This is a genomic window from Pacificibacter maritimus, from assembly GCF_003814915.1.
GTDB lineage: Bacteria > Pseudomonadota > Alphaproteobacteria > Rhodobacterales > Rhodobacteraceae > Celeribacter > Celeribacter maritimus.
Genome location: NZ_RKQK01000002.1, coordinates 477,753 through 504,592, shown reverse-complemented (window position 1 = coordinate 504,592; position 26,840 = coordinate 477,753). Strand labels below are relative to the sequence as shown.

Below are 26,840 nucleotides of genomic sequence, written 5' to 3'. Positions count from 1 at the left end.
ACATTACAACATTTGGAGGGCATTATGTCTGGTTGTGAAATTTGTGAAGTTCAAGGTGATGTAACGGCCGTTTCTGTGGAGCCTCGAAGCGATGTTGTGCAGCTGTGTGGCACATGTTCGGCGGGGCTAAAAGGCGAGGCTGTGCCAGCGGGGCATTGGAATGCTTTGACCACTTCTATGTGGTCTGAATCGGATGCTGTTAAAGTGCTATCTTACCGCTTGCTCACCCGCCATGCGACGGAATCATGGGCAGCGGATGCTTTGGAAATGCTGTACCTTGAACCTGAGGTCGAAGAATGGGCTAAGTCTGGCGGCCCTGATATAATTCACCGCGATAGTAATGGCGCGGTCCTATCTGCGGGAGACACTGTCGTGCTGATCAAAGACCTGCCCGTCAAAGGAGGCGGGTTCACTGCCAAGCGCGGCACGGCTGTGCGCGGTATTTCTTTGGTGGCTGACAATGCGGGTCATATAGAAGGCCGTGTGGAAAGCCAGCGGATCGTGATTTTGACTGAATTCGTGAAAAAGAAGTAACTGCGTCACAGCGAAATTGGTGTGATTAGAAACGACAAAAGGCGTGAGGGCAATCTCGCGCCTTTTTTTACATCAAATCACTATTTAGGCATAAAAAAACGCCCGATGCAAAAGCACCGAGCGTTATCTCAAACGAGAGTGTAGATTATTCTACAGTCAAGTTAATCGCAGATTCGCGACCGTCACGGCCAGCTTCGATGTCGAAAGTAACTTTCGCACCGTCGCGAAGACCTGTAAGGCCGGAACGCTCAACAGCAGAGATGTGTACGAACACGTCTTTGTTGCCACCTTCTGGCTCGATAAAGCCGAAACCTTTAGTGGAATTGAACCATTTTACTGTGCCATTAGCCATTGTATTTTCTCCTTAATCACTGCCCACGATATTGCGGCAGATCGGCGTGTCAGGTGTCTGATCGAAGACTGAGTGCCGGATAAGGGAAAACAGAAGGGTCGATAGAGATAACGTCGCAGGGCCTATAGAGCACATTTTTGACGCAGTGCAAAGACAATTCGCTCCCCCTCATTTTCTAAGCAAATTAGCGCTTTACCGTCTGACTATGCCGTAGCTTGGTGGGTCTGATTTTAGTAGGAGGGCCTTTGGTCACCTTCGTTGAAATCGCATGACGGGAAACTTTGGATTTTTTCACCGTGCCTGCCCAATGGATTGTGAGCTATGCTGCAGGTGCAAATACAAATTAGTGAGGACCCAGATGTTCAAATTCTTGAAATTCGGCCGAGGCTCAAAATCCAAAGTTGTGATCGAAACCCAGCGCCAGACCTTTGAACGTCTTGTCGGTGAGCTCAACGAGGCCATCGCCGCCTTGCCTGACATGCCCGCTGTGACTGTGAACCCTGTCACAAATGAGATCAGCTTTGCTCTGCCCGACACCTTCCCCGACGAAGCTTTGGCCCTGCCTGCGCCAGAGCCAGAGCCAGAGGGTGAAGTGGTTGAGGGGGCCGAGGCAGTAGAGGAATCGACTGAGGCGAAAGTGGTTGAAGACAAGAACGCCACGGCTGCATAAGCGGACGCGGCATTTCGGAAAATGGGAAAACGCTGGGGGGATCCTCTGGCGTTTTTTGTTTTTCGAAAAGGGAGAAGCGCAGTGTTCGACAGTCACGCACCGCGCGTCTGACCCGAGGGGTAAGCGTGAAACGCGCAGCCCCGTGGGGGCGGGGCAGACGCGTCAAAGATGCCAGGGCATCTTTGAAGGCTGGGGAATGTTGCAAAACTACGGGGATAGGGACCTGCCGATCCTTGGTGAGGTCTCGGGGTTACTCTAGCTGCCCGTTTTTCCAGTCACCATAGGTTATAGCTTGTCCCTCAATTAACCAGTCGGTGCGACCATTACGGGATGTCCCGAAAAGAAAAACTGCTGCGGCGCTCGGGCTGGAAAAGCCAATTGGTTCAGTCACTTCAAAACCGTTATTGGCGATCTTCACTATTCGTCCAGTCGCGAGAGATTGATCCCTCAATGATTTTAACTTTTCATGGAATGAAGCGGCTTCATTTAAATCGCCTTTAGATCCAGAAAGTAAGACAAATTCGCCGTCCACTTCCTCGGCTTTCGCTGAGATTCCCTTTTTGACGTGGGAAATCACAAATGTCGGAGCGTCTTTCTTATCTGGTTGGTGTGCGATGCTGGATTTTGTCAATGGACGGCGAAAGAAATCTACACCGACGACTGGAAGAACAAGTTGAAGTTCTTCTAGAAATGTTTCCATGTCGGAAATGTCTGCTTCGGGAAGGCGATCGAAGCTAGGTTCCGTTTTGTTGGCGAGTGTCGATTTCTTGGCATCCTTCAGTATGCTTATTAGGCGGCCTTCTAAATATTTAACATGAGCTTTTGTGAGGTTCATGTCTTTGCTTGTTACAGCTATAAAGCGTTCCCAAAAAGCCTTGTCGTCATCGCGTGAATGGCTGGAAAGTCTAAGGGAAATGTCATCACCTTCTCCGACATACACTTTAGGAACATCCGAATCTAAAGGAGTTCCAAATAAAATGTAGATTCCTGTTTTCTTTAATTCATCGCGCTTCAATGCGTTTTCTAAGCGGGTGCGCGGAGCAGACAGTACATGTCCGGTCCAATTTACGATTTCAGCGGTTAAAATGCCTGTCGGAGTGCCTTCAGCGAGGAATAGGCGGACTGAGCGACCGTGTGCCATATAAAACCCTAGAAAATGTTTAAGCAAAAAAGCCCCGCCAAATAGACGGGGCCTTTTTATCTTCGGGGTTTTAGGCGTTTGACGCAAGTATCACGTTTGGGGCTGCAAGGAGGAGCGAACGCATGTTTTCTTTGAAAACTTGCTGCCTCGCACCTCCCGTAACAAAACGCTTTGCGTTTTGTTACCTAACAAACTTCTTATGCTTCAAACGCTTAGGCTCAAGCGCATCAGGGCCCAAGCGGCGTTTTTTGTCTTCTTCGTAGTCTTCAAAGTTGCCTTCAAACCATTCCACATGCGCGTCGCCCTCAAAAGCCAGAATGTGCGTACAGATACGATCAAGGAAGAAGCGGTCGTGCGAGATCACCACAGCACAGCCTGCGAAATCTGTCAGCGCGTCTTCCAAGGCACGCAGTGTTTCCACGTCCAAGTCGTTGGTCGGCTCATCGAGCAGCAACACGTTACCGCCAGAGCGCAGCAGGCGCGCCATGTGCACGCGGTTGCGTTCACCACCTGACAGGATGCCGACTTTTTTCTGCTGATCGCCACCCTTAAAGTTGAAAGCAGAACAGTAAGCGCGGCCATTCATTTCCGCGTCACCCAGCATGATGATGTCTTGGCCGTCCGCGATGGCTTCGAACACATTGGCATTCGGGTCCAGATCATCACGGGATTGATCCACGTATGACAGCTTAACAGTGTCGCCGTATTCCACGGTGCCCTCATCAGGTTTTTCTTGGCCCGTGAGCATTTTGAACAGCGTCGATTTACCCGCGCCGTTCGGGCCGATGACGCCCACAATGCCACCCGGCGGCAATGAGAATTCAAGGTTTTCTACCAAAAGCTTGTCGCCCATGGCTTTTTTCAAGCCCTCGACTTCGATCACTTTATTTCCAAGGCGCGGACCGTTTGGAATAACGATCTGCGCGCGGCCGACTTTGTCACGCTCCGACTGGCTGGCGAGTTCGTTATAGGCGTTGATACGCGCTTTTTGTTTGGCTTGGCGGGCTTTTTGACCCTGACGCATCCACTCCAATTCGCGTTCAAGCGTCTTTTGTTTGGATTTATCTTCACGCGCCTCTTGCGACAAACGTTTGGCTTTTTGTTCCAACCAAGAAGAATAGTTGCCCTCGTAAGGAATGCCAGCGCCGCGGTCGAGTTCCAAGATCCAGCCCGTGATATCATCCAAGAAGTAGCGATCGTGGGTCACACAAAGGATCGTTCCTTTGTAGTCGATCAAGTGCTGTTGCAACCAAGCGATGGTTTCGGCGTCCAAGTGGTTGGTCGGCTCATCGAGCAGCAGCATGTCTGGCGCTTCAAGCAAGAGTTTACACAAAGCCACGCGGCGGCGTTCACCGCCAGACAGACTCGCCACATCCGCGTCATCCGCAGGGCAGCGCAGAGCCTCCATCGAAACGTCAACTTGGCTGTCGAGATCCCAAAGATTTTGCGCGTCAATCTCATCTTGCAAGGTCGCCATTTCTTCGGCGGTCTCATCAGAATAGTTCATCGCCAGCTCATTGTAGCGATCCAAGATGCCTTTCTTTTCCGCCACCCCCAACATCACGTTTTCGCGCACGGTGAGCGTTTCATCCAACACAGGCTCTTGCGGCAAATAGCCAACTTTTGCGCCTTCTGCGGCCCATGCTTCGCCTTGGAACTCTTTGTCCTGACCAGCCATGATGCGCATCAACGTAGATTTACCTGTACCGTTGACACCGACAACACCGATTTTCACACCGGGCAAAAAGTTGAGGCGGATGTTTTCAAATACCTTTTTCCCACCGGGATAGGTCTTGGACACGCCGTCCATGAAGTATACGAATTTATTGGCAGCCATGGGATACGCTCCTGTGCGGAAAATGGTTTTGTGGTGGTTTAAAGGATGTGGCGGACAAGGGAAAGGGGCAGCGTGCGGCAGCGGTGACAAAGGCGGTTTAGAGCCATATCAATCTGCCTGTATTCGCTCGTGCGACATCTGAGCACCTGTCACTTATGCGGCCATAGGCTAGCAGCCCAAAGCCACCAGACCTTGAGCGGCAGTCGCCTGATAGAGCATCAATGTTTTGTCGCCCTGCGCGCGCTGCACCAACTGAAGGGGGCGCGACGTTTCAAACATCTGCTCCGCTATAGCGCTTGGTGTTTGAAGCTGCGTGCTTTTAGATGAATTTCCGTCCGCTTTCTCGATCAACACTGCAGGAGCATCGCACAGCGCGGGATCAAAAGCTGGGCGAAAGCCGTAGCGCTGTGGATCGGTGAGGGCATAAACTGGCAGACTCGGAAATTGATAGGCCAACATGCCTGTACGCGCGTAGTCTGTTGTGGCGATCCACTGCGCGCCAGTGTCATCAATCAAGTTTTGAATTTCAACCTGTGCCGCCTTCCAGCCGCGCCCTTGATTGGGCGGCGTGTCATCGGTGCTGAGCGGCACCCATGGGTTTAAGAGCGCGCCCAGTAAAATCACGCTCAAGCCAGTGCCACTAACCACGGTTATGCGCGTCCAAAAACGTTGATGGGTGAGGCTGGCAAGTGCAACTGACGCCAAGATCGCGATGGCACCTTGGATCGGCGTTAACCAATTGGCTTGCACGGTGTCGTGGGTGGCGTGAAATGCGAAGTAAACCAGCACGGGCGCTAGGCTCCATAGCAGCAACGACATTTGCGGGGCTTTGCCTATACCTACGCCACGCAGGGCAAACCAGCCAACGAGTGGCGTTGGCAGGATCAACAAAGCAGCGATGTAGCCTGTAAAATCGCCAAAGTCGAACCCGCCCGCGTTCAGGCGTGACCCTTGGCGTTCAAATCCTAACCAGTCGTTTTGGATGTTCCAGTTAACATAAGGAATCAGTGGCAAGATCGCGGCGCATACAGCGAAATAGGGGTAGGGGCGTCGCAGCCACGCACGACCTTCGCGGGTCGATACGAGCCACCCTAACAGGCCGAAACCCAAAAACACATTGGTGAATTTCGACGCGCCGCCCAGCCCGATCAAAAGCCCTGCCGCAAGCCACCAAGTGAGGCAGGTTTTCGCTGGAGCCGCTTGACTTTGCACTGCCGCAATCGCGGCCCAAAGTCCTGCAATCCAAAATAGAGTTGAGGGGCTATCAGGTGTCGCGAAGCTTCCGATGGCCAGCGGTAAAAATCCGATATTGAACAACATTACTGCAAGCGCGGCATGACGCTGACCTAGGCCTAAACGCTGCGCCGTGTCGCCCACCAAAAGACTGGAGCAAGCTATGCCCAAGAGGCCAATAATGCGAATGCCAAAACTGTTTTCGCCAAAGATCTGCGCGCCCAAGTGAATGAAATAAGCGATCATAGGCGGGTGGTCGTAATATCCAGCCGCAGGCCAACGCGCCCAAAGCGTGTAATAGGCCTCGTCGTCGATCAAGGGTAGGGCTGCGGCAAGACTAAGGTGTAAAATAAGAAAACCAAGAGCGATATAACGCGTAGAAAACAACATGTGATATCCTCGGGCTTTCAATTTGAACGCGGATCAGAGTAAAAGGCGGCTACCAAAAAGACAAGCGCCCCAAGACGGGCAAAACCTGTGAGCCTGCCCCATGTATGATGTGACCATTGTCATTCCGACATTTAATGAACGCGACAACGTGCGTCCTTTGTTTGAGCTTTTGCAAAAGGCGCTGTCTGGGCGTGACTGGGAAGCGGTCTATGTGGATGATGACAGCCCTGATGGTACAGCCGATGAGGTGCGCGCTTTGGCCTTTGATCATGCGAATGTGCGTGTCATTCAGCGCATTGGTCGGCGTGGATTGGCAGGGGCCTGTATTGAAGGCATCCTATCATCTACAGCGCCTTTTTGCGCGGTGATTGATGCAGATTTGCAGCATGATGAGACACGCCTGCCTGTGATGTTAGATAAATTGCAAAGCGATCCTGATTTGGATGTCGTGATCGGCAGTCGCAACGTTGAAGGCGGATCTTCTGGCGATGGTTTGTCTAAACTGCGCAAATGGGGAAGTGATCAAGCGACATCATTGACGCGGCGGGTTTTGAAAATTACCGCCAGCGATCCGATGAGCGGCTTTTTCATGTTGCGCCGTTTGTCATTCAATCAGGTGGTCACAGGGCTGCAGACCGAAGGGTTTAAAATTCTATCCGATGTTCTTGCGGCCTCGAAAGGCACATGGAAAACAGCCGAAGTGCCTTATACATTTCGCACGCGCCACGCGGGTGAATCCAAAATGGATGCGGCTGTGACCTTGGAATTCTTATCGCTGTTACTGGTGCGTATGACCGGCGGTCTTGTGTCAATGCGATTCATCATGTTTGCCGCAGTTGGGTTTTCGGGCGTCTTTGTGCAGTTGGCTGTGGTGCGTTTGATGCTGGCCTTTATGCCTGATGCGTTTTTGCTCGCGCAGGCGGCAGGGGTGTTTGTGGCGATCAACACCAACTTTTTCCTCAACAACCTTGTAACTTACCGCGATCGCGCGCTGAAGGGGAAAGCCCTGTTGCGCGGCCTGTTTAGTTTTTATCTCGTCTGTGCCTTTGGTGCGTTGATGAATGTGGGCTTTGCAGAGCTTGTCTATAAGACCGTCAACAATTGGGCGCTGGCCAGCTTGGCAGGGGCCGTGGCTGGGGCGATGTGGAACTTTTTGGCGTCATCCTTGTTCACTTGGCGCGCGCGTTAAGCGTGGCGGTCGCCGTGGTGCATTGACTTAAGTGACCGCATTCGCCATTCATCCGCTTCATGCGATACAAGCTTCCATATGCGCGATCTGGCCAAGTTATTGGTTTATTGGGGGGGTCATTTGACCCTGCCCATGAAGGGCACGTGCATATTACAAAAGCAGCGTTAAAGCGGTTTGGTTTGGATCGAGTCTGGTGGCTTGTGAGCCCTGCGAACCCTTTAAAAACCAACGGTCCTGCGCCGTTGCAAAAGCGCTTGAAACACGCGCAAAAAGTCATGCAGCACCCGCAGGTTGATGTCACGGATTTGGAAAGCCAATTGGGTACGCGTTACACCGCTGAGATGCTGGATCGTCTGCATCAAATCTATCCTGGTGTAACGTTTGTATGGCTGATGGGAGCTGATAATCTTGCGCAGTTCCATCGTTGGCAAAATTGGCAAGGCATTTTGGCGACCACACCGATTGGTGTCATAGCTCGGCCCGGTCAGCGGATCGCAGCGCGGACTTCAGTGGCGGCCAGCATCTTTGAGCGTGCGCGCGTCCCCGCGCGGGCCTCGCAAGCCTTGGGTCGTGTCGGCACCCCTGCTTGGTGTTTTGTCAATGTGCCGATGAATGACGCATCATCGACAGAAATTCGCAATTCAGGTGATTGGACGCGCGAATAAAAACGTCGCCCACTTTGCGAAAGTTCCACGAAGATGTGCACAATTTTGCCTTGCCTGTGACTTGTGAGCGCCGCCTGTTCGCGGTTAACTTTGCACATGAAAAAAACGATTCCGCCTCATATCTCTCAGTCATTTAACCGCCGCGCAGTTCTTGGGCTTTTGCTTGCGGGGGCGGCAGGCACCGCCATGGCGCAAAGCGCAGGGGGCGACTTGACCACCTCGCCTTTCCCGCGGGCGAAGCCGAATGACTTTTATAAACGTGGCATTCCGACAGCGCAAAAGCTGATAGAACAGTCGCGTGTCTCGGGGCGTCCCAGCTTTGCTGTGGCAGATATGAACGGCACGGTGCTTGAAACGCATGATCCAATTAATCCCCTGCCGCCTGCTTCGGTCGCGAAAGTTATCACGGCGCTTTACGCCTTGGAGCATCTGGGACCGGACTTCGTATTCTCGACCGAAATCATTGCCACAGGCCCTCTTGTTGACGGAAAAATTCAAGGGGATTTGATTTTAAAAGGCAGTGGTGATCCGACCTTGGACAGCGACATGTTGGGTACTCTTGCGGGCACTTTGGTGGCGCAGGGGATTATAGGGATCACAGGCGATTTCTACGTGGATGGCACAGCCTTGCCGCGGATTGAATTGATCGACACTGAGCAAACCGAATACGCTGGCTATAACCCAACGATTACAGGGCTGAACGTGAATTATAATCGCGTGCATTTCGAATGGAAAAAGCAAAGCAACGGCTTTGATTTGAAAATGGATGCACGGGCTAAAACATTTGCGCCGCCTGTAAAAATTGCCTCTATGCGCGTGGTCGATCGCGGTTTGCCTGTGTTTGATCATGTCGCGGGACAAGAGCGCGATGATTGGACTGTGGCACAATCGGCGTTGGGCAATGGTGGTGCGCGCTGGTTGCCCGTGCGCCTGCCGACGCTATACGCGGGCGAAGTCTTTGCGGCGGTCGCGAAAGCACAAGGATTATCCTTGCCCAAAGCGAAAGCTATTGGGGCGCGGGTTGGAAAGGTTGGCGAAGCGCAGTTTTTATTGACCACGCACCAGAGCCCCAAACTAACTGTACTGGTCAAGGATATGTTAAAATATTCAACCAATTTAACGGCTGAAGTTTTGGGATTAACTGCCAGTCGTGCGCAGGGGCTTGCACCGCAAGATTTGCGCGGTTCGGCAAAAGCGATGTCAGACTGGGCTGAGCACAATCTGAACTCGCGTCATTTGGATTTTGTCGACCATTCTGGACTGGGGGGGGCGTCACTTGTGACCACCACGGATATGGTCAGGGTTTTGACGGCGTCTGGTGTGGCCGCACAGCTCGCGCCTTTGCTGAAACCCATTGCGCCGCGTGATGGGGATTACAACGTTATAAAATCACCAGATTTCAGTATAGACGCCAAAACGGGCACCTTGGATTTTGTTTCGACATTGGCGGGCTATGTAACGGGGGCCGATGGGCGAACATTGGCCTTTGCCAGCTTTGCGGCCGATGTACCTGCGCGCGTTGCGGCCAAAGCCAGTGGCGCGGAAGTGCCGCGCGGGGCCAAGACTTTCAACACCCGTGCCAAACGTTTGCATCAGATGTTGATCGGGCGTTGGGTCGCAACCTATGCCAATTCTGCCTAAGCGGTTGGCGGCGTTAGTGAGATGTAGCGCGCGCGTGCGCCGCGTTCGATGGCTGCTGCATGAAGGCGATCTAAGGCGAACTCATAGCGGATTTCTTCGAGCAGGCGCAGTTCTGCATTACGGATAGCACCATCTGCTGCGGCCACGTCACAGGCAAGGGCATATGCGGTTTCAAACAAGCGCGCTGGCAGGTTTTCACGGATCAAACCAAACAGCGCGTCTAGTCCGTCTTCTTCTGAAAACAAATCAAAGACAGTCGATGAAACCATCGAAATGCGGTCGGCATCGTAATTTGCGAAGACAGGCAAATGGTTGACGATGGTTTCGATTGTTAAAAGTTCCGAAGTGCGCACGTTTTCATCGGACATGGACACAGCAATCATGATCGCTACAAGGCAATCTTGTTCTGTCATCGAATGGGCTGTGTCGGTCATTTTCTATCCTTCTGACTGTATGTCTTTAAGATATGGACCGGTGGCACGTCATTCAAGCATTCTCAGTCCTTGTTGGTGATTTTGCCGCAGTTTTACGCCAGATCTGTTGACCAAAGCCTGCTTGCGCAATACATGGAGCACTTGCGGCCAAGGGGGTCGCGTTTCTGATTTCAAGGATTGCACTCATGACTGACCTGCGCACAGCTGGCATGAACTCTAAAGCTTGGCCTTTTGAGGAGGCCCGCAAAGTTCTTAAACGGTATGAGCAATCCAAGGACAAGAAGGGCTATGTGCTGTTTGAAACGGGCTATGGCCCGTCTGGCTTGCCGCATCTTGGGACCTTTGGCGAAGTGTTGCGCACCACGATGATCCGCCGTGCTTTCGAAGTGATTTCTGACATTCCCACCCGTTTGATTTGTTTTTCAGACGATATGGATGGCATGCGCAAAGTGCCTTCGAATGTGCCTAACCAAGAGATGATGAAAGCTGCAGAGCAACTGCCTTTGACGGATGTTCCTGATCCTTTCGGTACACATGACAGTTTTGGCGATCACAACAACGCCATGCTGCGCCGTTTCTTGGACACCTTCGGATTTGATTATGAATTTTATTCAGCGACAGAGCAGTATAAATCAGGTCAGTTTGATGAGATCTTGAAGCGTGCGGTTGATAAATATGACGACGTGATGAAGGTTATGCTGAAATCGTTGCGCGAAGAACGCGCAGCGAGCTATTCGATTTTCTTGCCGATCCACCCTGAAACAGGTCGCGTTTTATACGTGCCGATGAAGTCGGTGAACATAGATGATTACACCATCACGTTTGACGACGAAGAGGGCAAGGAGTGGACGATTCCAGTCACTGGCGGCAACGTGAAATTGCAGTGGAAGCCTGACTTTGGCGCGCGCTGGGCAGCCTTGGGCGTGGACTTTGAAATGTTCGGAAAAGACCACTCAACCAACGCGCCGATTTATGGCCGCATCTGTGATATTCTTGGTGGCAAGCGCCCTGAGAATTTCAGCTATGAATTGTTCTTGGACGCCAATGGTGAAAAGATTTCAAAATCCAAAGGCAACGGTCTGACGATTGATGAATGGCTCACCTATGCGTCGACTGAATCCCTGTCCTACTTCATGTTCCAAAAGCCAAAGACAGCCAAGCGGATGCATTTCGATGTGATCCCGCGTGCGATGGATGAGTACCACCAGCAATTGCGTGCATACCCAACCCAAACGCCAGATCAGCAGGCTGCGAACCCTGTATTTCACATTCACGGTCACGATGTGCCAAGCTCTGACATGGTTGTGCCCTTTACAATGTTGCTCAATCTGGCCTCTGTGGCGAATGCTGAAGAAAAGGGACAAATGTGGGGCTTTATGCAGCGCTACGCCCCAGATGCGTCGCCTGAAACCCATCCAGGTTTGGATGCGGCCGTTGGCTATGCGGTGGCTTATTACAACGATTTTGTGAAACCAGAAAAAACCTTCCGCGCCCCAACCGACGTCGAGCGCGCAGCTTTGGTTGATTTGAAAGCGGCCTTGGCTTCGCCTGAGGCGGCGCTTGACCAAATCGCTAAGAAAAACGCGATGATGGGCAAAGACGAGCCGCTGCCAGAGGCAGACATGACCGATGGTGATTTCTTGCAATCTATCGTGTTTGCTGTTGGCAAAAACCACGGGTTTGATAATTTGCGCGACTGGTTTAAAGCGCTTTACGAAGTGCTATTGGGCGCGTCACAAGGCCCACGCTTTGGTGGATTTGTCGCGCTTTATGGCGTGGACGAAAGCATCACGTTGATCGAACAAGGCTTGAACGGCGATCTCTTGTCCGCCTAAACGCAGGCGCTAAAATTGAAAAGAGCCTCCAGTGCGCTAGCTTTATGAGCACCACTGGAGGTTTTTTATGTTCAAACATTTTTTTCTAAGTGCAGCGCTCATAATGGCGACACCCATTGCTGCGATGGCTGATCCGGTGACCGATGTCATCGAGAACCAGCTTGATGCCTTTTTACAGCGCGATATGGAGCGCGCTTGGTCGCATGCCAGCCCGATGATCAAAGATATATTCATTACGCCTGACAACTTTGCCCAAATGGTTGAGCAGGGCTATCCGATCATTTTCTCTAGCAATCGCTACACCTTTTCCGAACGTGTTGAAAAAGGACCGCACGTATTCCAAATCGTTGTTGTGCAAGGTGAAAATGGCGGACGCGCGGCGTTCGAATATGATATGGTGCAGCTAAACGGCGCTTGGAAAATCAACGGCGTGCGCCCTGTGCCGCTGAATGAATTGGCCGTATAAATTCGATCCTATCCATCCATGTTGCGTTTGCGTCTACCCTTGCGCACGCTGCTTTAAGCGTCCCGTCAGACCCACGCGGTAGAACCATGCTGTCTGGGCATGCGTTGCGACGGCTTTCAAAATGAAAGACCCCAAAGGGACGGCGAATTCTTTGTCGGACCAGTTGCGCATGTGACCTAATGGATGTGTGAAAGGGGTTCGGATGAACAAGGCCATTACTGAAGGGCTGGTGCTGATGCCACCAGCATTCGCAAACGGTTTGGGTGTATATTCCAGCGAAAACGGGACGCCGGGCTCGGCAACCTACGCAAGCGCAGGCAATGCGGCTTTTGTCGCAGCTGATGCGGATTTTGGCGGTGCGCTTGAGATCGTCAAACAAAACACCACAACAAAGCTGCGCTACATGGGCGAAACACCTTTGCGCCCTGGCATGTATTTGCAGATCACCGCAAAAGTCAAAGCCGTCTCTGGCAATTTGCCATCGGTGCGGATCGCGGGATGGGCGGGCGATGCTGCGCTAAATCACGTGGGTGGTGTGAATGAAACAGGCCCAGAAGTAGCCCTTACTTCATACGGTGAGGTTGTTGAAGTCAAAGCGATTGTCGGCGCAGGAACGCGCGGCGGTGTCGATATGGCGTGGGGATTGGATGCCGTTTACGGGCACTTCGGTTTGGATTTTACTGGTGCCAATGGCGGCGTTGTACGTGTTGATGACATCGTAATCGAGGACGTGTCATCCTATTTCCTTGCCGACAGTATCGGCATCATTGATGTGCGTGATTATGGCGCGATTGGCGATGGTGTGACAGACTGTTCTGGTGCGTTTGAAGCGGCCGATGCAGCGGCAAATGGGCGCAAAATTCTGGTGCCTGCGGGTACATACCTACTCAACAACAATCTGACTTTGGTGCATGAAGCCATCTTTGAAGGCACAATGACTATGGCGGATCACGTACGTCTGGCTTTGCGTCGAGAGTTTCATTTGAACTCATATATTGATGCGTTCGGGGATGAAGTCTTGGCGTTCAAAAAGGCGTTCCAAGCCCTTTTGAACTTTACCGATCATGACAGTCTTGATCTATGCGGGCGCCGTATCGAATTGACAGAACCTTTGGATATGCAGGCGATTGTCGGCAATAAATCCACCTTTGAAGTGCGTCGAGTAATTCGAAATGGCCAGTTTAACTATCAGGCCTCATCGGCTTGGGACGTAGATGTCGCGACCTCATCTGCTAATTATTCATCCGCCAATAAGGGGCGTTTGAGTAACGTGAGTAACGTGGCAAATATTAAACCGGGTAGTCTTGTGACAGGCACAGGGGTCGGACGCGAAGTCTATGTAACTTCGGTCAATGTTGGGTCGCAATTGGTTTATCTAAGCCAGCCGCTTTATGGGCCGAATGCGACACAAAACTACACATTCACGCGTTTCAAATATGCGTTGGATTTCAGTGGATTTTCCAAACTTTCGCAAATTGTAATCGATGATGTGGAATTCTTATGTAACGGTCTCGGATCAGGCATCAATTTGGCGCTGACAGGGGCGACGTTTCAGGTCCGTGATTGCCATTTTAAATCGCCAAGTCACCGTGGGATCACGTCAACAGGAACGGGCTGTCAGGATCTTTTGATCGACCGGTGTTTGTTCGTGTCGAACGAACAGCAAGTGCGCGCCGAAAATCGTATTTCTGTGGCGTTTAACATCAATGCCAATGATGCAAAGATCCGTGATAATCGGTTCCAACGTTTTGGGCATACTGGCGTTATTTTTGGCAACGGCCATATTTTCACGGGCAATCACTGGTTCCAAGGTGACAGCGATACAGACAGTCCGCGCATGGCGGGTTTGGTGTTTACCTATCCCAATATGAAGTCGATCATCACAGGCAACTATTGTGACAACTCATTTATCGAGATGACCAATGAACATGATGCGACACCTGATTTTAACAGCGAATTTTCCTTTGGTGGCTTAACCATTACTGGCAATATCTTCACCGTGAATGACAGTGCTGATTGGTTTAGCTGGATCGTTGTTAAACCCTACGGGTCTGGCCATTTCATTCAAGGTCTGTCGGTGCAAGGCAACGTGTTTAAATCCCTCAATGGGTCTGTGGATCGCATCGATACGGTGGACACGAGCTTTGCCGATCTTGATTACTCGCGGATGCGCAATATCGTGTTTGATGGCAATACATTTAATTCGGTTTCGCAGGCCACGTTTAACCCTGTGAATTTGGAATTTACCCAATCGTCCGCAGCTTCGAATTGGACCTTGGATCCGAGCGCATATCTGCCGTTCGGCGGCTGGGCGCGTACGGTGGAATCGCTGGTGTTCGAAGGGCCATTGCGAGATGGATCGAACGCGGCTGTGGGAACCATTCCCTATGTCACGCATAACTACGGGACAGGGTCGAACAAGATCCTTTTGACCTTTCCGCAGGCGACAAAAGGCACTGTGAATATGAGCGTTCGGATGGATAAACCCATTTAAAACTTATTCTTTTCAGGTCTAAAAAAATAAAGGACGCATCGCTACTGGTCTGCGGTGCGTCCTATGAATATCGCGGTGCATGGTGCAGGTGGCGCGCTTATTTTCGCCCGCGTCGACCTGTATTGCCGCCACGCATGCCGCCACGTCCAGCAGTGCTGCGACCACCCGCAGCTTTCGCGCCGACCACCGCCTTTTCCACATCTGCTTGTTTGGCTAAAGGATCGTCGGCTACGGCCAATTCCACTGCTTCTAAGCGTTTTACTTCGTCGCGTAGACGCGCGGCTTCTTCGAACTCTAGGTTCTCGGCGGCTTTGCGCATATCGGCGCGCAGGCCTTCCAGAACTGTGGCCAAATTTCCACCTGCAAGGGGTGTATCTATGGTGGCGGTGACGCGGTTCATGTCAACGTCGCCTTTGTACAGCCCCGCCAAAATATCCTCGACGTTCTTTTTCACCGTCTGCGGCGTGATGCCGTGTTCTTCGTTATAGGCAATCTGTTTGGCGCGGCGGCGTTCGGTTTCACCCATGGCGCGTTCCATCGAGCCGGTGATCTTATCGGCGTATAGGATCACGCGGCCTTCGGCGTTGCGCGCTGCACGGCCGATGGTTTGAATTAATGAGGTTTCAGAGCGCAGAAAACCTTCTTTGTCCGCATCCAAAATCGCCACCAGCCCACATTCTGGAATGTCCAAGCCTTCGCGCAAGAGGTTGATCCCGATCAACACATCAAAAGCGCCCAAGCGCAGATCGCGAAGGATTTCGATGCGTTCAATGGTGTCGATTTCCGAATGCATATAGCGCACACGAATGCCTTGTTCGTGCAAATACTCTGTCAGGTCTTCGGACATACGCTTGGTTAAAGTGGTCACCAAAACGCGGCTGTCTTTGGCGGTCTGTTTGCGGATTTCATCCAGCAGGTCATCGACCTGCGTGTCCACAGGGCGCACTTCGATCACGGGATCAAGCAGACCCGTTGGGCGAATGATTTGTTCCGTGAATACGCCGCCTGTGAGACCCAGTTCCCAGTCTTTTGGTGTGGCCGATACAAAGACAGATTGCGGGCGCATGGCATCCCATTCTTCAAACTTCAGCGGCCTGTTGTCTTTGCATGACGGCAGTCGGAACCCGTGTTCGGCCAATGTGGTTTTACGCCTAAAGTCACCCTTGTACATTCCGCCGATCTGCGGCACGGACACGTGGCTTTCATCTGCAAAAACAATCGCGCGATCTGGAATAAATTCGAATAGGGTGGGGGGCGGCTCGCCAGGGCCGCGTCCTGTGAGATAGCGCGAATAGTTTTCGATACCGTTGCAAACGCCCGTGGCCTCAAGCATCTCGATGTCAAAATTGGTCCGCTGTTCAAGGCGTTGCGCTTCCAGCAATTTGCCTTCGTTGTTGAAATGATCAAGTTGCATCTTTAGCTCTTTTTTGATGCTGACGATGGCTTGTTTTATGGTTTTTTGCGGCGTCACATAATGCGAGTTGGCATAAACGCGCACCTGTTTAAACGTATCGGTCTTTTCACCCGTGAGTGGGTCAAATTCTGTGATGCTTTCCAGTTCTTCCCCAAAAAACGACAGTTTCCAAGCGCGATCATCCAAGTGAGCGGGCCAGATTTCTAAGCTATCGCCACGTACACGAAATGTACCGCGCTGGAACCCGTGATCATTTCGTTTGTATTGCTGGGTGATCAAATCTGCGATGACTTGGCGTTGATCGTATTCGCCGCCTACGCTTAGATCTTGGGTCATCGCGCCGTAAGTTTCAGCTGAGCCGATGCCGTAAATACATGACACAGAGGCAACGATAATCACATCATCTCGTTCCAATAAGGCCCGCGTGGCCGAGTGGCGCATGCGGTCTATCTGTTCGTTGATTTGGCTTTCTTTTTCGATGAACGTATCAGAGCGCGCGACATAGGCTTCGGGTTGATAATAATCGTAGTAAGATACGAAATATTCCACAGCGTTATCGGGGAAAAAACCTTTGAATTCGCCGTAGAGCTGCGCCGCCAGCGTTTTGTTGGGGGCCAGAATTATCGCAGGTCGTTGGGTTTCTTCGATAACTTTGGCCATGGTAAAGGTCTTACCCGTACCCGTCGCGCCCAAAAGTACCTGATCATGTTCACCAGCGTTGATGCCTGCTGACAATTCTTTGATCGCCATAGGCTGATCGCCCGCGGGTTCAAAGTTTGAATGCATCACGAAGCGTTTGCCGCCCTCAAGTTTGGGGCGTGCCGCGATATCAGGCGCAGGGTTGGAGAGAAGCGCGGTCTCATCCAAGGTGCTTTTGTCATTATGAGCGTAGGGCATGGCGATTGTCCTTTGGGTTAACATATACTTGCGGCGCTTGGACAAAGGTTCAAGGTGCTTGCTGTCACTTACTGACAGGAGATCGCGAATGTGACCATATATTCCAAATTAGCCCCAGCTAAAGCGATCCTCAGGGGGGCTGTAAGTCTATAGTGGCTGAATTTCTTATGGGTGCATTGTGTGCTCAAAACACAACCTATACGGTATTTATTCTTGCGCAGTCCAGCAACCTGTCCTAGGATTATAGTGCAAGAAGTAGAACGACTGCCCAACCTTGGATGTTTAACTCACCTCACCCCTCGCTTGTCATCCAAGATTGGGCAGTCACCTCCTCCCAGACCATGAAGAAATCTTTCCTAACCGCGCTGGTTGGGAAAGATGCTTTGCGAGTCTGATCCTTTTGTATCCATCTATGGTGCGGTTTAACTTGAATTCTTGCGCAGAACCTTAGATAAGGCAGACAGCAACCAAGGAGTCCCCAATGCGCGCCCGTATTTATCAACCAGCCCGCAATGCAATGCAGTCAGGTCAAGCGAAGACCAAAGACTGGGTTTTGGATTTTGCCCCTGCATCCGCACGTGGCATTGATCCTTTGATGGGATGGACATCCAGTTCAGACACCCAAGCGCAAGTGCGTTTGAAATTCGACAGCTTGGATGCCGCGATTGCTTATGCGGAAGAAAAAGGCATGGCTTACACAGTATCAGAGCCACAAAAACGCGCACATAAAGTGCGCCCTGGCGGCTACGGCGAAAACTTCGCAACCAACCGTCGTACAGTATGGACGCATTAAGCGTCGTGTAAATCGGGGTAAAGTTGTCTCGGAATCGGGTTAAAGATCCCGCGACGCGGACGGTTTTGCTATATGTTGTGCGGAAGTTTCGAACGCCTCTACATACTGAACCAGCGCGGGACGCTCTCATTCCTCAGGGCACCATAAGAGAGCTTGCTAACAATGTTGGGCATATTGGAGCGTTCTTTTGACGCTCTCCTAAAGACCTGACCATTCAGAAGATCGGATTTCATCTATGACCTTCTCTCAGGTGATGCGGCATTAAAATTGGCGCGCGGGCCAGGTTGATGAGGTAGTTAACTACGGCGGCTTGTGGCAATCGTCAGTCGGGGCGGAAAGTGTGATTTCGCTGCACCCGCGACGACACACTGTCAAACACATGAAAGCGGCCATTCGTTCTGAACGCGTCGATTTCAGGCTAAGTGCCCAATTTGACGGATGCTGCGCCTTGCATTTACGGTCGCTCTCAGTACAGATCAGTCGTTACAGGAAACAATGTAGTTCATAATGATATTTCGAGCGGCGAAGTCACTGGTTGCGAAACCAATAATCGTCCTTTCCCAAGCGGAAGGCCGCCTTTGACCGACAATCTCCAGTCACGATGTGGGGCAAAGACAATCATTGAGAAATTGGGCAGGAAAATCTGATGAATTTCGAACGATGAAGGGAAGAGATCGAAATGCTCCCTGCTGGTGTGGCTCAGGCAAGAAATACAAGAAATGCCACCTGAACCGAGCGGATCAGCCGAAGGATAATCCCTGGTCCGCCGTGGACGCTAATCGGAAGTCGTTTGGCAAGAAGAAGTGCTGCGCGAACGACGTAGGTTTGGGCCCTTGCGAAGGTGGTGTGATCAAAGCCCACACAGTTTCACGCGGACCCAATTTGTCTAAGATCGCCGAGAATGGTCACGTGCTTAAGTATGCTGCGGACGTTCAGAAATTGAACAAGATTGGCGGCAAACTATCAGTCAAAAAGGTCGGTATCAAAGACGCGTCGGTCTTCTATGGTTTTTGCGGCAAGCATGATCGCGAGCTCTTCTCTTGCATCGAAAATGAGCCGTTTACAGGCCGCCCAGACCAATGCCTTGCAGTGGCCTACCGCACGATGAGCAGGGAACTCTATGGGAAGGACGCGTTAGCCCATCTTCGCGAGACGTTGCGCGGAGCCGACAAAGGAATGCTACCTTTTGAACAGTTTATCGTCCAGAAGACGCTGGACAACATAAACACAGGAAATGAGGCTGCTCGGCGTGAGGCGAAGGTTACACATGACGTGCTGACCTCCGCATTGGTCGACAATCAGCCAGACACCATTGGTTCATATGTCTTTGAATTTGATGCGCCCTTGCCGTTCATGTTTGCTGGTGCTTGGTCGCCCTATACTGACTTCTACGGCAAAAAACTCCAGAACGGGTATTCGGACGAGCTTCTTCAGCAGATATTTGTCTCTTCATTTGCAGGAGATAATCGTGCGCTGGTTTGTATTTCTTGGCGGGATATTGACGGTGCGCCCGGGAAAGTCATCGCAGAACAGATCAAGGCGCTTCCCGCTGATCAACAAGCCTCCGCTTTATTTCAAATTGTGACGAAGCACGTAGAAAACATCTTCTTCAATCCGAGTTGGTACCAAGGCTTAGGCGACAAGCAGAAAGAGCACTTGAGCCGCTTGGTGACCGACGGCCTGGATATCATGGGTAGCGCTCCATCCTTGCCTGTCCGCCTGGAAATCGATTTTCAGCTACCGATCGCATCGAGATCATTCCAGCCGTGATCTTGGCATAGGGGTTTGCCTGCCCTTCACCCTCCTAAAATGCTGCACAATGCGCGAATGGCCGGTCTGGTGAAGCTGCGCTGCGACATCGACGTGACAGATTGGAGGCAGGAATGGGCCGTCCATGTCGAACGGCCCAAACGCTTAGATTTCAATAGCCTCTGCTATTGCCAACGCATCTTCGAGTTCAACGCCCAGATAGCGAACTGTACTGTCCATCTTGGTATGTCCCAATAGCAGCTGAACCGCACGCAGGTTGCCCGTCTTTTTGTAAATCTGGGTGACCTTCGTGCGTCGCATCGAATGGGTGCCATATGCGGTCACTTCCAACCCGATGGACGAAACCCAATCCCGCACAATACGGGCATACTGGCGTGTTGAGATGTGGAGCCGCTCGTGGAAACGACCCGGCCAGAGATATTCGGATCCGACCATCAACGGATCTTCCAGCCACTTTGCCACCGAGGCGCGGGTGCCTTCGGAAATCTCGAACCGCACAGGTTTTTGGGTTTTGCTTTGCAACACCGATGCACGTTCTTTAATCTGTCCAGACGCCATAACATCGACGACTTTCATTCGCACAAGATCACATCCGCGTAGCTTGCTATCGATCGCCATATTAAACAAAGCTAAGTCGCGAAGGTTCTCGGCAAGTTCCAGCCTGACACGGATCGCCCAGACATGTTTGGGCTTCAGTGGCCGCTTTTGCCCCACGATGCGCCCCTTATTCCAAGCAGGGCGAAGCGCGCGAATGGCCGGTAAGTTTGGTGTTTGCATGACAGTTTCTCCTGTCCGCCACGCCCTCCCACATCGACAACCCCACGTTGACGCCGTACCATATCACAAAATGCCGCGCCGCATCCGAGGTCGGCTTTGAGCCCAACTTGCCAAGATTTCGCGGTACAGCCAATGGCTGCTTTGTCGCTTGGAAAGCTAGGAAGCAATACTGAAATGCCCATCCATCTGGTCAAATTGTCCAGATTTTGGCGGCGTAAAGAGTCTAAATCTTTAGCCAATTTTAATCCTTACGAACGATTTTAAGGGTTTCGGAAGCAATGAACGGGATCTGCTTCATGACTGCAAGTCTGGACGGCATCATCTTTGATCAATTCTACGGAGACAATTCCGGCGGTGCGGAATTCGACACGGATGGTGACGGCATCGCCACGCAAGAGGATGAGTTCGTTTCTTTCACGAACACGTCGGGCGCCCCCGTCGATTTATCTGGCTGGCAAATCTGGTCGGATATGACGGGCGCCGGAGCACCGGATGGGCCGCAAGATGGCCTCTATCATACATTCCCACCTGGGACCGTGCTCAACCCGGGCCAGACGGTCTATGTTGTAAATGAGATCACTGGCACTCCGGCTTACAACATGCAGGAAGCCAGCGAAGGTGGGGTCGAATCCGGCGCAGGTGGAGCCAACACAAACTTTCTGTCGGAAGGCGCCGACAGCAGTTCCCAGCCTGAGAGCGTGGCTTTGGTCAACCCGTTAACGGGCGAATACATAGTCCTAAATTTTTCTGCCACTGAAGCGAGCAGTGTTCCGAGCCTTTCCGGCTTTCCAGGAACCTTGTTGATGGGAGAGGCCAACGCCGCATTGGACAGTGGAGTGGAAGACCAGAATGCTGGGGCGTCGTACCAGTACAATTCCACAACCGGCAGCTACGAATATACAGCCGTCACGGTGGCGTGTTACGCTCCTGACACCTTGATAGATACCCCGACAGGTCCGCGTGCCGTGCAAACGCTGCTACCTGGTGACCTGGTGCACACTCTGGATCACGGCCCGCAGCCCATCTGTTGGGTACGCAGTAGCGATCATCCGCTGGAAGCGACACGGGTGAATGACATGCCGGTCATAATCAAAGCAGGGGCCTTGGGCGCGGGCAAGCCGACTACTGATTTGATCGTGTCGCCGCAGCACCGGGTATTGGTCGGCGGCGGCGGACAGTTGGAGGCTCAATTCAAGACGGAAAGCCTGGCCCCTGCAAAATCACTGGTATCTCTGCCCGGCATTCGCCAGATGCAGGGCAAGAAATCCATCACGTGGATCCACTTCGCCTGTGAGCGACACGAGGTTGTCTCCGCCAACGCCTGCTTGACGGAGACGCTTCTCGTGGGTCCAATGGTTGTCAAGAACATGACAGACGCTGAGCGCATTGATCTGATCAAAGTCTTCGGGGCTGGCTCGCGATGCAAAGCAGCCTTGAACGGGCCACCCGCTCGCCCGTGTCTCAGGGTCGGCGGTGTCCGCCGCCTTCTCGCCGAGTATTCGAAGGAAAAAACGCGTAACACCGATAAGAGAATTGGCATATTGGAGCGCGATCTTTTGCTCGTACAATAGGAAGCTGAGGGGCTGTACACGGAACAGTTTCGGGTCCAGTCCAGCTAGGTGACGGACGGTGTCGCTATAGGTCAAAGCAGACTTTCGTCTCATCAGGACGATGGACCGCTCAGTCCCGCAATCCGGCCGTCCGATCAATCAAAATGCTGCGCAAAAGATCAACGTCCGCTTTCAGGAAGCTGCACTGCAACGTCCAGCACAGTCGCGGAGGTCGGCTTTGGGCCGTTCGTGACCATCAACATCAAGGGCGGATTGCAGACTTTCGCTGCAGTTACGAAGGATAGGCCGATGATTTGAGAAAGCAGACGTTCGACAGTGCGTTGCACTTTCAAGCGCAGCGAATGGCGGCAACGAGCCCTACTTACCAAAATTCTGCAATGCAGCTAATGTCAGTTCTTGGGAAAGCGCCTAGTTGCCTTCAAGAATGCCGCGTAAACCTTGTGCGGTTTCGCCTACTCTTGCAGCCCCATCCTCAAGCTCTCTAGCCAGTCGCGCTTGCTCTTCTACGTCCTCAAGCCGTTGTCTGGAAGTCTCAAGCCGTTGTTCGGAAGTCTCAAGGTCACTCTGCGCGGCATTCAAAGCCCTTACCGAACGTCTTATTTCCGAGCTCTCTGACAAAAAGTATATTTTTGCAATGCCAAGCGGTGCTTTGGCCGCAACAAAGCCTAAGCTTCTGGCCCCAATATCACCGCTTTCTCGCAACTCCATGAGGGTTTCCTCGAAGCCCGGGATTTCAAAAAAGTCATCTGCTCCATTTTCCAATGCTTCTTCAAGTATAGCATCTATGAGCGGCATCGGGATACGCAAGTCCTGCTCTAGCCCGTTATCCGTTGGTACGACTGCTTGGGTCACTTCCATAACCAATAGCTGGTCAGAAGCGGTCAAGTTTGAAAACTGTTCGAGCGCTGGCGCATAAAACTCAAACCCCAAGGCACGCGCTTCGACAAACCTGCGGATATCATCGTTACACAGGTCGAAGTTTTCGACCCATGCAGGTTGAGGACTAACGGGTAAAACCTCAAACTCGCATTGCATGAATTCATCAGCAAATGCCGGGAGTGGTGTCAAAACCAAGCATAAAGCCACTTTTTTAAAGCTATTCATTTCCCCCCCCAAATATAAGCTCATATAACCCGATTCTGCTTTGCCATCGTTGGGGGAAGACCTAGGATTGTTAGAAGAATAGATCCTACCGCAGGATTGCCGCGAAGTGTATCAATGAAAAGCTAGTCAATCTCGTGTTCGTGAATCCGCTTCATGCCGGTGCCATTTTTCTTTGTTGTACTAAATAGTCAATGTAATTCTACAATTCGTCCCGCATGGCGGCCACTCGCCCTACGGTTTGATGTTGAATTCGCGTGCAAGCGCACCCGACGGCAGTTGAGAGCCCAAAGTGACATTCAGGCATGCTGCAGCATGGAAGGCCTTCTCGGCCATCGGAGCCAGCGCGCGTGGTTAAGCCATCGCGGGAAAAAACTGGCAGCCTGCGCCAGGTCTAATCTTCGAGAGCACTTGCCCGTCTTGGCGAACTGTCCGGCCCCTCAGCCGTTCCTCGAGGTCACCACGTCTTGTCCCGAAAAACCGAGAACGACCATGCGCTCCTTTTATCGGGGCCGAAAGCCGATCGAACCGCGTGATGTTGTCCGAGGTCTTCTCGGTCTCAAAGATCGATAGGATCAGGCTGTTCTTAACGCCAATAACGCAATCCACACGACGGGAGTCCCGAACGTTGAGGTTCCAGTTTCCCAGCGTGGCATGGGCGACCTCGTCGTCAACGCCTTTTAAGAGCTTAGTGGCGTCCTGCTTGTTCAAGCTCACAAAAAGCACATTTCCCCGGAGCAGGTCTATATCGCCCCGTTCGATAGGCCTGTCGTAGAGTTCCTTGACATGATTTTCAATCAACCAGAACTCTCGGTCACCGTGGCCGGCGACCTTGTTGGTGTCGCCTAACAGTGGGATCAATGCTGTTTCGAGGGAGAAAGCTTGCGTGTCCGTCAACCCATGGCTGACGATGAGGACTTCGACGTCATTTCCCGCGCTACGAATTTCCCGAATCTTAGCGAGTTTATGCTCGCCTTCATTGAGGGGCGCGCCATCCGTCTCAATCTGGGCGTGGCTAAAACAGCGATTCCCGTTCCCTTTCCCGATGTAGAAGATCCGGTCCTTGAGCGCTCCTTTTTCGCGAGGGTCGGCGAGGGCATAGACGTAAGCTGCAAGCTTTGCGGACACCATGGCGTTGAATGGCACGCGATAATCCTTTCTTTAGAGGGTCAGATACAGCATTGATCAATCATGGCTGCAGATCAAGTAAACAGGCTTCGGGCGGCGTCCGCTCTGCGCCCTATGCGTCGCTGATGCTGCGAACGGCAGAAAGGTCCCGCGATGCAGTCATTAGAGCATTCCCGAATGCTGCGATCTCGACCAAGGCCCACTTTGCGGGCTGCGACTGCAGCATCTTGACCGGTTGGCCAATGGCAGCTTAGGGCCGTGAGCTGTCCGATAGTTTTGGCCGCTCGGCCAAACTTGGTTTCTCCAGGTTGAGCCATATGTCCCCTGCTTAAAAATTAAGTCGCAAGGCGTGGTGAAGAAAAGCTTCGAGTTAGGTTGCCAAAAAACCCTCTTCGTTCTGTGCTTCAGCCAGCCTTGCGAGCGCTTCTGGTAGGGACAAGGCGGCGCGAGCAATGGCGTCTGGTTTGAGACCTGTCGCCTTGCGTAATACCTCAGGGGTTGATGGTTCCATCAGCCCATACCAGCGCGATGTACTGCGGGCCCAATCTCCGTTTCCATCCAGCCCACATAATGGCGATGTACGGATCCAGCCATCGCCGACAAAGGGATGCCCACTTACCAGCCCTACTAGAGCAACGCCGTGTCCCACCGAGCTGCGAACCGGGAGCCACAATTTTAGGGTCGGCGCGTTTGATAAATCGCCAGGTCCGGACAGCGCGAGCTCGAAGGATCGATGCCGCATGCGTTCAAAAATTGCGGTCTTCGCTGCATGATAGACCTTCATCCATTCCGCCGCAGACATGCAGAAACGGCCATCACTGTCCGGTTGAAGCTTCATGAAGGGCGCCAACCCAACAAGCTCTGCCATCAGCGCTTCGCTGATATCATCCTTCGCCACTTCGCCGAAGTTACGCCATGAATGACTGTCGGTGTCGGCGACTTCGGCGAGGCGTTGCAGCAACGCGATGTCGTCATCATTGGGGTCCATGGTTGCTCTCCCAGATGCTTGCGGTTTCCAAATGGCCAAGCTGGTTTTGGCGATCTTCGGGATAGCCAATCGAGACATTGCGAATATCGCAGCCCGCAACGGTCTCTCTGAAATGACGATGGCTGTGGCCGAAGAACCAGGCGTCAATAGGGTGTTTGGTGAGGATGTCGGAAAGATCAGAATGAAACGCGGGCGTCAGCTTGTCGATGTTGCCTGCCGTCATCGGATGGGGCCCGTGGTGGGTGACCACGATGGTTTTGCCATCTGGTCCAGCGGGGTGTGGCGATGCGAGGTGCCTTTCCAGCCAAGCGCGTTGTTTGATATGCATATCGAGTACGTCTTTCGGTACAATCGCTTCATGACCATTGTTGTTCAGGGCTATCCAGCGATAATCATTCATTGCCTTTGCGGCAAACCGCATGGAGTCCTTCGGGGTGCCGAGCAGGGCAAAATCAGTCCAAAGGGTGCAGCACAGGATGCGAGTTTTACCGTGGTAGAGCACAGTCTCTTGCACAAAATTGGCACTGCAGCTTTGCGTTACTTTGGCGAGATCAGGGTCGTCCATCAAGCTGCCGCGATAATAATCATGGTTGCCGGGGAGCGCGTAAATCCGCTCAGGCGGGATGTATTGGGCAAGGAATTCGATAGCCTGGGGCCAGTTCGACCAAGGTCCGTTGATTAAATCGCCAGCGACGATCAGCGCATCAAAATCGGTACGCAAGAGCGCCTCAAGTTGGAAGTCCTTCAACGGGTTTCGACCAATCCGTTGCCAGTGGTCGAGATGTAGATCGCCCAACACCGCGATCCGGCCAGAGTTGAATGGGATGGTTTGATCGGGCACGGCATTAAGCTCCTTCATGGCGGTGTTTGTCTGGTGATTTTCCAGACAGGTGCCTTTAGGGGTAACGGTCGAAACGGCGCCATCTCCAGCAAAAAACGCGCAGCTCTGAACGATTGATTTGCGAAAAGTAAAACTGCGGAATTTTTCGAAAATGCCAGTTCCTGTGGGGGCGCACTTCTACATTGGTCGAAATGGAAGTCGAGCCCTTTCAAAAATGGTTTTTTCGCATGGGCCGCGCCTCCCATTCGTGTTGCATCGCGAACTCGCGTTGGGGAAAACCTAAAAGAATGCCCGGAAGTATTTGACAGAAATTTTGCAGAAATGGCCGTCACAAATAGTGGAATACGGCCGGCACCCGCCAACTGCGAAAATTACCCTCAAAATACTCATCGGTCGGTCTGGGAAAAGCGGCGTCCGAGGCGGCCTATACGACATCCCGAAGGCTACCCCGTTCGTACTTTCTCTGAGGAACCACAGCTGTAGATTGCCATTTATATTCTTCCATAGGATTGAGCCCCCCAGTCTCATTTGGTTGTGCGCACAGACTTATAGAGATTGTGCGCACTCACGAACAGGACATTCGCTGCGCAGTACATTGATGACTGTAACGCGGACTTTGCCGTCATTCAAATAGACCAAGGCAATAATCGCTTCTGGCTCGAGATGCACAGTCAAAACC

General features: G+C 52.3%; 23 protein-coding genes. 11 read left to right on the top strand and 12 right to left on the bottom strand.

Features of this window, described 5'->3' with window-relative positions; genetic code table 11:
* The first annotated feature begins 24 nt into the window (after positions 1 to 24).
* The gene (locus tag EDD53_RS08960) at positions 25 to 534 is read left to right on the top strand and encodes an alkylphosphonate utilization protein (RefSeq protein WP_123792875.1); all 510 of its coding nucleotides are present in this window, start codon (positions 25 to 27) and stop codon (positions 532 to 534) included.
* Positions 535 to 679: 145 nt separating this feature from the next.
* On the opposite strand, the gene EDD53_RS08955 is transcribed toward EDD53_RS08960, so the two are convergent.
* On the bottom strand, positions 680 to 886 hold the full coding sequence (locus EDD53_RS08955) for a cold-shock protein (protein WP_085848732.1): 207 nt from the start codon (positions 884 to 886) through the stop codon (positions 680 to 682).
* Positions 887 to 1,244: 358 nt separating this feature from the next.
* Here EDD53_RS08955 and EDD53_RS08950 point away from each other — a divergent pair, with 358 nt between their 5' ends.
* A complete protein-coding gene (locus EDD53_RS08950) occupies positions 1,245 to 1,556 on the top strand; it encodes a hypothetical protein (RefSeq protein WP_123792874.1) in 312 nt (103 codons plus the stop codon).
* 250 nt (positions 1,557 to 1,806) lie between these two features.
* Here EDD53_RS08950 and EDD53_RS08945 read toward each other — a convergent pair whose 3' ends face one another.
* From EDD53_RS08945 to EDD53_RS08935, 3 genes are all read right to left on the bottom strand, one after another.
* The gene (locus EDD53_RS08945) at positions 1,807 to 2,697 is read right to left on the bottom strand and encodes a GIY-YIG nuclease family protein (protein ID WP_123792873.1); all 891 of its coding nucleotides are present in this window, start codon (positions 2,695 to 2,697) and stop codon (positions 1,807 to 1,809) included.
* A 181-nt stretch (positions 2,698 to 2,878) separates the two neighbouring features.
* Entirely contained in the window at positions 2,879 to 4,534 is a 1,656-nt protein-coding gene (gene ettA, locus EDD53_RS08940; RefSeq protein WP_123792872.1) for an energy-dependent translational throttle protein EttA, read from the bottom strand.
* 168 nt (positions 4,535 to 4,702) lie between these two features.
* Positions 4,703 to 6,157 (bottom strand): ArnT family glycosyltransferase, encoded by a 1,455-nt coding sequence (locus EDD53_RS08935; RefSeq protein WP_123792871.1) that lies wholly within the window; start codon positions 6,155 to 6,157, stop codon positions 4,703 to 4,705.
* Between the two features lie 100 nt (positions 6,158 to 6,257).
* On the opposite strand from EDD53_RS08935, the gene EDD53_RS08930 reads away from it, so the two are divergent.
* The 3 genes from EDD53_RS08930 (at position 6,258) to dacB (ending at position 9,652) form a co-directional block, all read left to right on the top strand.
* Positions 6,258 to 7,346 carry a glycosyltransferase gene (locus EDD53_RS08930; RefSeq protein ID WP_123792870.1) on the top strand — a complete coding sequence of 363 codons (1,089 nt, stop codon included), beginning with the start codon at positions 6,258 to 6,260 and terminating at the stop codon, positions 7,344 to 7,346.
* A 59-nt stretch (positions 7,347 to 7,405) separates the two neighbouring features.
* Positions 7,406 to 8,011 carry a nicotinate-nucleotide adenylyltransferase gene (locus EDD53_RS08925; RefSeq protein WP_123792869.1) on the top strand — a complete coding sequence of 202 codons (606 nt, stop codon included), beginning with the start codon at positions 7,406 to 7,408 and terminating at the stop codon, positions 8,009 to 8,011.
* A gap of 96 nt (positions 8,012 to 8,107) precedes the next feature.
* Complete coding sequence (dacB, locus tag EDD53_RS08920; protein ID WP_123792868.1) at positions 8,108 to 9,652, top strand: D-alanyl-D-alanine carboxypeptidase/D-alanyl-D-alanine endopeptidase; 1,545 nt, start codon at positions 8,108 to 8,110, stop codon at positions 9,650 to 9,652.
* Here the strand turns inward: dacB and EDD53_RS08915 are convergent.
* Positions 9,649 to 10,086 carry a tellurite resistance TerB family protein gene (locus tag EDD53_RS08915; RefSeq protein WP_123792867.1) on the bottom strand — a complete coding sequence of 146 codons (438 nt, stop codon included), beginning with the start codon at positions 10,084 to 10,086 and terminating at the stop codon, positions 9,649 to 9,651. The two genes, dacB and EDD53_RS08915, sit on opposite strands and share 4 nt — an antisense overlap.
* 185 nt (positions 10,087 to 10,271) lie before the next feature.
* Here EDD53_RS08915 and EDD53_RS08910 point away from each other — a divergent pair, with 185 nt between their 5' ends.
* The 3 genes from EDD53_RS08910 (at position 10,272) to EDD53_RS08900 (ending at position 14,881) form a co-directional block, all read left to right on the top strand.
* On the top strand, positions 10,272 to 11,921 hold the full coding sequence (locus tag EDD53_RS08910) for a lysine--tRNA ligase (protein ID WP_123792866.1): 1,650 nt from the start codon (positions 10,272 to 10,274) through the stop codon (positions 11,919 to 11,921).
* A 67-nt stretch (positions 11,922 to 11,988) separates the two neighbouring features.
* Complete coding sequence (locus tag EDD53_RS08905; RefSeq protein WP_123792865.1) at positions 11,989 to 12,387, top strand: DUF4864 domain-containing protein; 399 nt, start codon at positions 11,989 to 11,991, stop codon at positions 12,385 to 12,387.
* Positions 12,388 to 12,589: 202 nt separating this feature from the next.
* Positions 12,590 to 14,881, top strand: coding sequence for a glycosyl hydrolase family 28-related protein (locus EDD53_RS08900; RefSeq protein ID WP_123792864.1), 2,292 nt, complete (start codon positions 12,590 to 12,592; stop codon positions 14,879 to 14,881).
* A 97-nt stretch (positions 14,882 to 14,978) separates the two neighbouring features.
* On the opposite strand, the gene uvrB is transcribed toward EDD53_RS08900, so the two are convergent.
* Positions 14,979 to 17,192 (bottom strand): excinuclease ABC subunit UvrB, encoded by a 2,214-nt coding sequence (uvrB, locus tag EDD53_RS08895; RefSeq protein ID WP_123792863.1) that lies wholly within the window; start codon positions 17,190 to 17,192, stop codon positions 14,979 to 14,981.
* Between the two features lie 481 nt (positions 17,193 to 17,673).
* Here uvrB and EDD53_RS08890 point away from each other — a divergent pair, with 481 nt between their 5' ends.
* Together EDD53_RS08890 and EDD53_RS08885 are read left to right on the top strand one after the other, a co-directional pair.
* Entirely contained in the window at positions 17,674 to 17,985 is a 312-nt protein-coding gene (locus EDD53_RS08890) for an ETC complex I subunit (protein WP_123792862.1), read from the top strand.
* A 621-nt stretch (positions 17,986 to 18,606) separates the two neighbouring features.
* Positions 18,607 to 19,755: an SEC-C domain-containing protein gene (locus EDD53_RS08885; RefSeq protein ID WP_123792861.1), complete on the top strand. Its 1,149-nt coding sequence runs from the start codon at positions 18,607 to 18,609 to the stop codon at positions 19,753 to 19,755.
* A gap of 144 nt (positions 19,756 to 19,899) precedes the next feature.
* On the opposite strand, the gene EDD53_RS08880 is transcribed toward EDD53_RS08885, so the two are convergent.
* On the bottom strand, positions 19,900 to 20,532 hold the full coding sequence (locus EDD53_RS08880; RefSeq protein WP_123792860.1) for a tyrosine-type recombinase/integrase: 633 nt from the start codon (positions 20,530 to 20,532) through the stop codon (positions 19,900 to 19,902).
* 296 nt (positions 20,533 to 20,828) lie between these two features.
* On the opposite strand from EDD53_RS08880, the gene EDD53_RS08875 reads away from it, so the two are divergent.
* On the top strand, positions 20,829 to 22,103 hold the full coding sequence (locus EDD53_RS08875) for a Hint domain-containing protein (protein ID WP_170162726.1): 1,275 nt from the start codon (positions 20,829 to 20,831) through the stop codon (positions 22,101 to 22,103).
* A 158-nt stretch (positions 22,104 to 22,261) separates the two neighbouring features.
* On the opposite strand, the gene EDD53_RS14845 is transcribed toward EDD53_RS08875, so the two are convergent.
* From EDD53_RS14845 to EDD53_RS08855, 5 genes are all read right to left on the bottom strand, one after another.
* Complete coding sequence (locus EDD53_RS14845; RefSeq protein ID WP_170162725.1) at positions 22,262 to 22,429, bottom strand: hypothetical protein; 168 nt, start codon at positions 22,427 to 22,429, stop codon at positions 22,262 to 22,264.
* A gap of 82 nt (positions 22,430 to 22,511) precedes the next feature.
* Positions 22,512 to 23,207, bottom strand: a complete 696-nt coding sequence (locus EDD53_RS08870) for a hypothetical protein (protein WP_123792858.1) — start codon at positions 23,205 to 23,207, stop codon at positions 22,512 to 22,514.
* 351 nt (positions 23,208 to 23,558) lie between these two features.
* On the bottom strand, positions 23,559 to 24,350 hold the full coding sequence (locus EDD53_RS08865) for a GIY-YIG nuclease family protein (RefSeq protein ID WP_123792857.1): 792 nt from the start codon (positions 24,348 to 24,350) through the stop codon (positions 23,559 to 23,561).
* A gap of 352 nt (positions 24,351 to 24,702) precedes the next feature.
* Complete coding sequence (locus EDD53_RS08860; protein WP_123792856.1) at positions 24,703 to 25,320, bottom strand: DUF6634 family protein; 618 nt, start codon at positions 25,318 to 25,320, stop codon at positions 24,703 to 24,705.
* Positions 25,307 to 26,179: a metallophosphoesterase family protein gene (locus EDD53_RS08855; RefSeq protein WP_123792855.1), complete on the bottom strand. Its 873-nt coding sequence runs from the start codon at positions 26,177 to 26,179 to the stop codon at positions 25,307 to 25,309. Before EDD53_RS08855 ends, EDD53_RS08860 begins: the two co-directional genes overlap by 14 nt.
* Between the last annotated feature and the right edge of the window lie 661 nt (positions 26,180 to 26,840).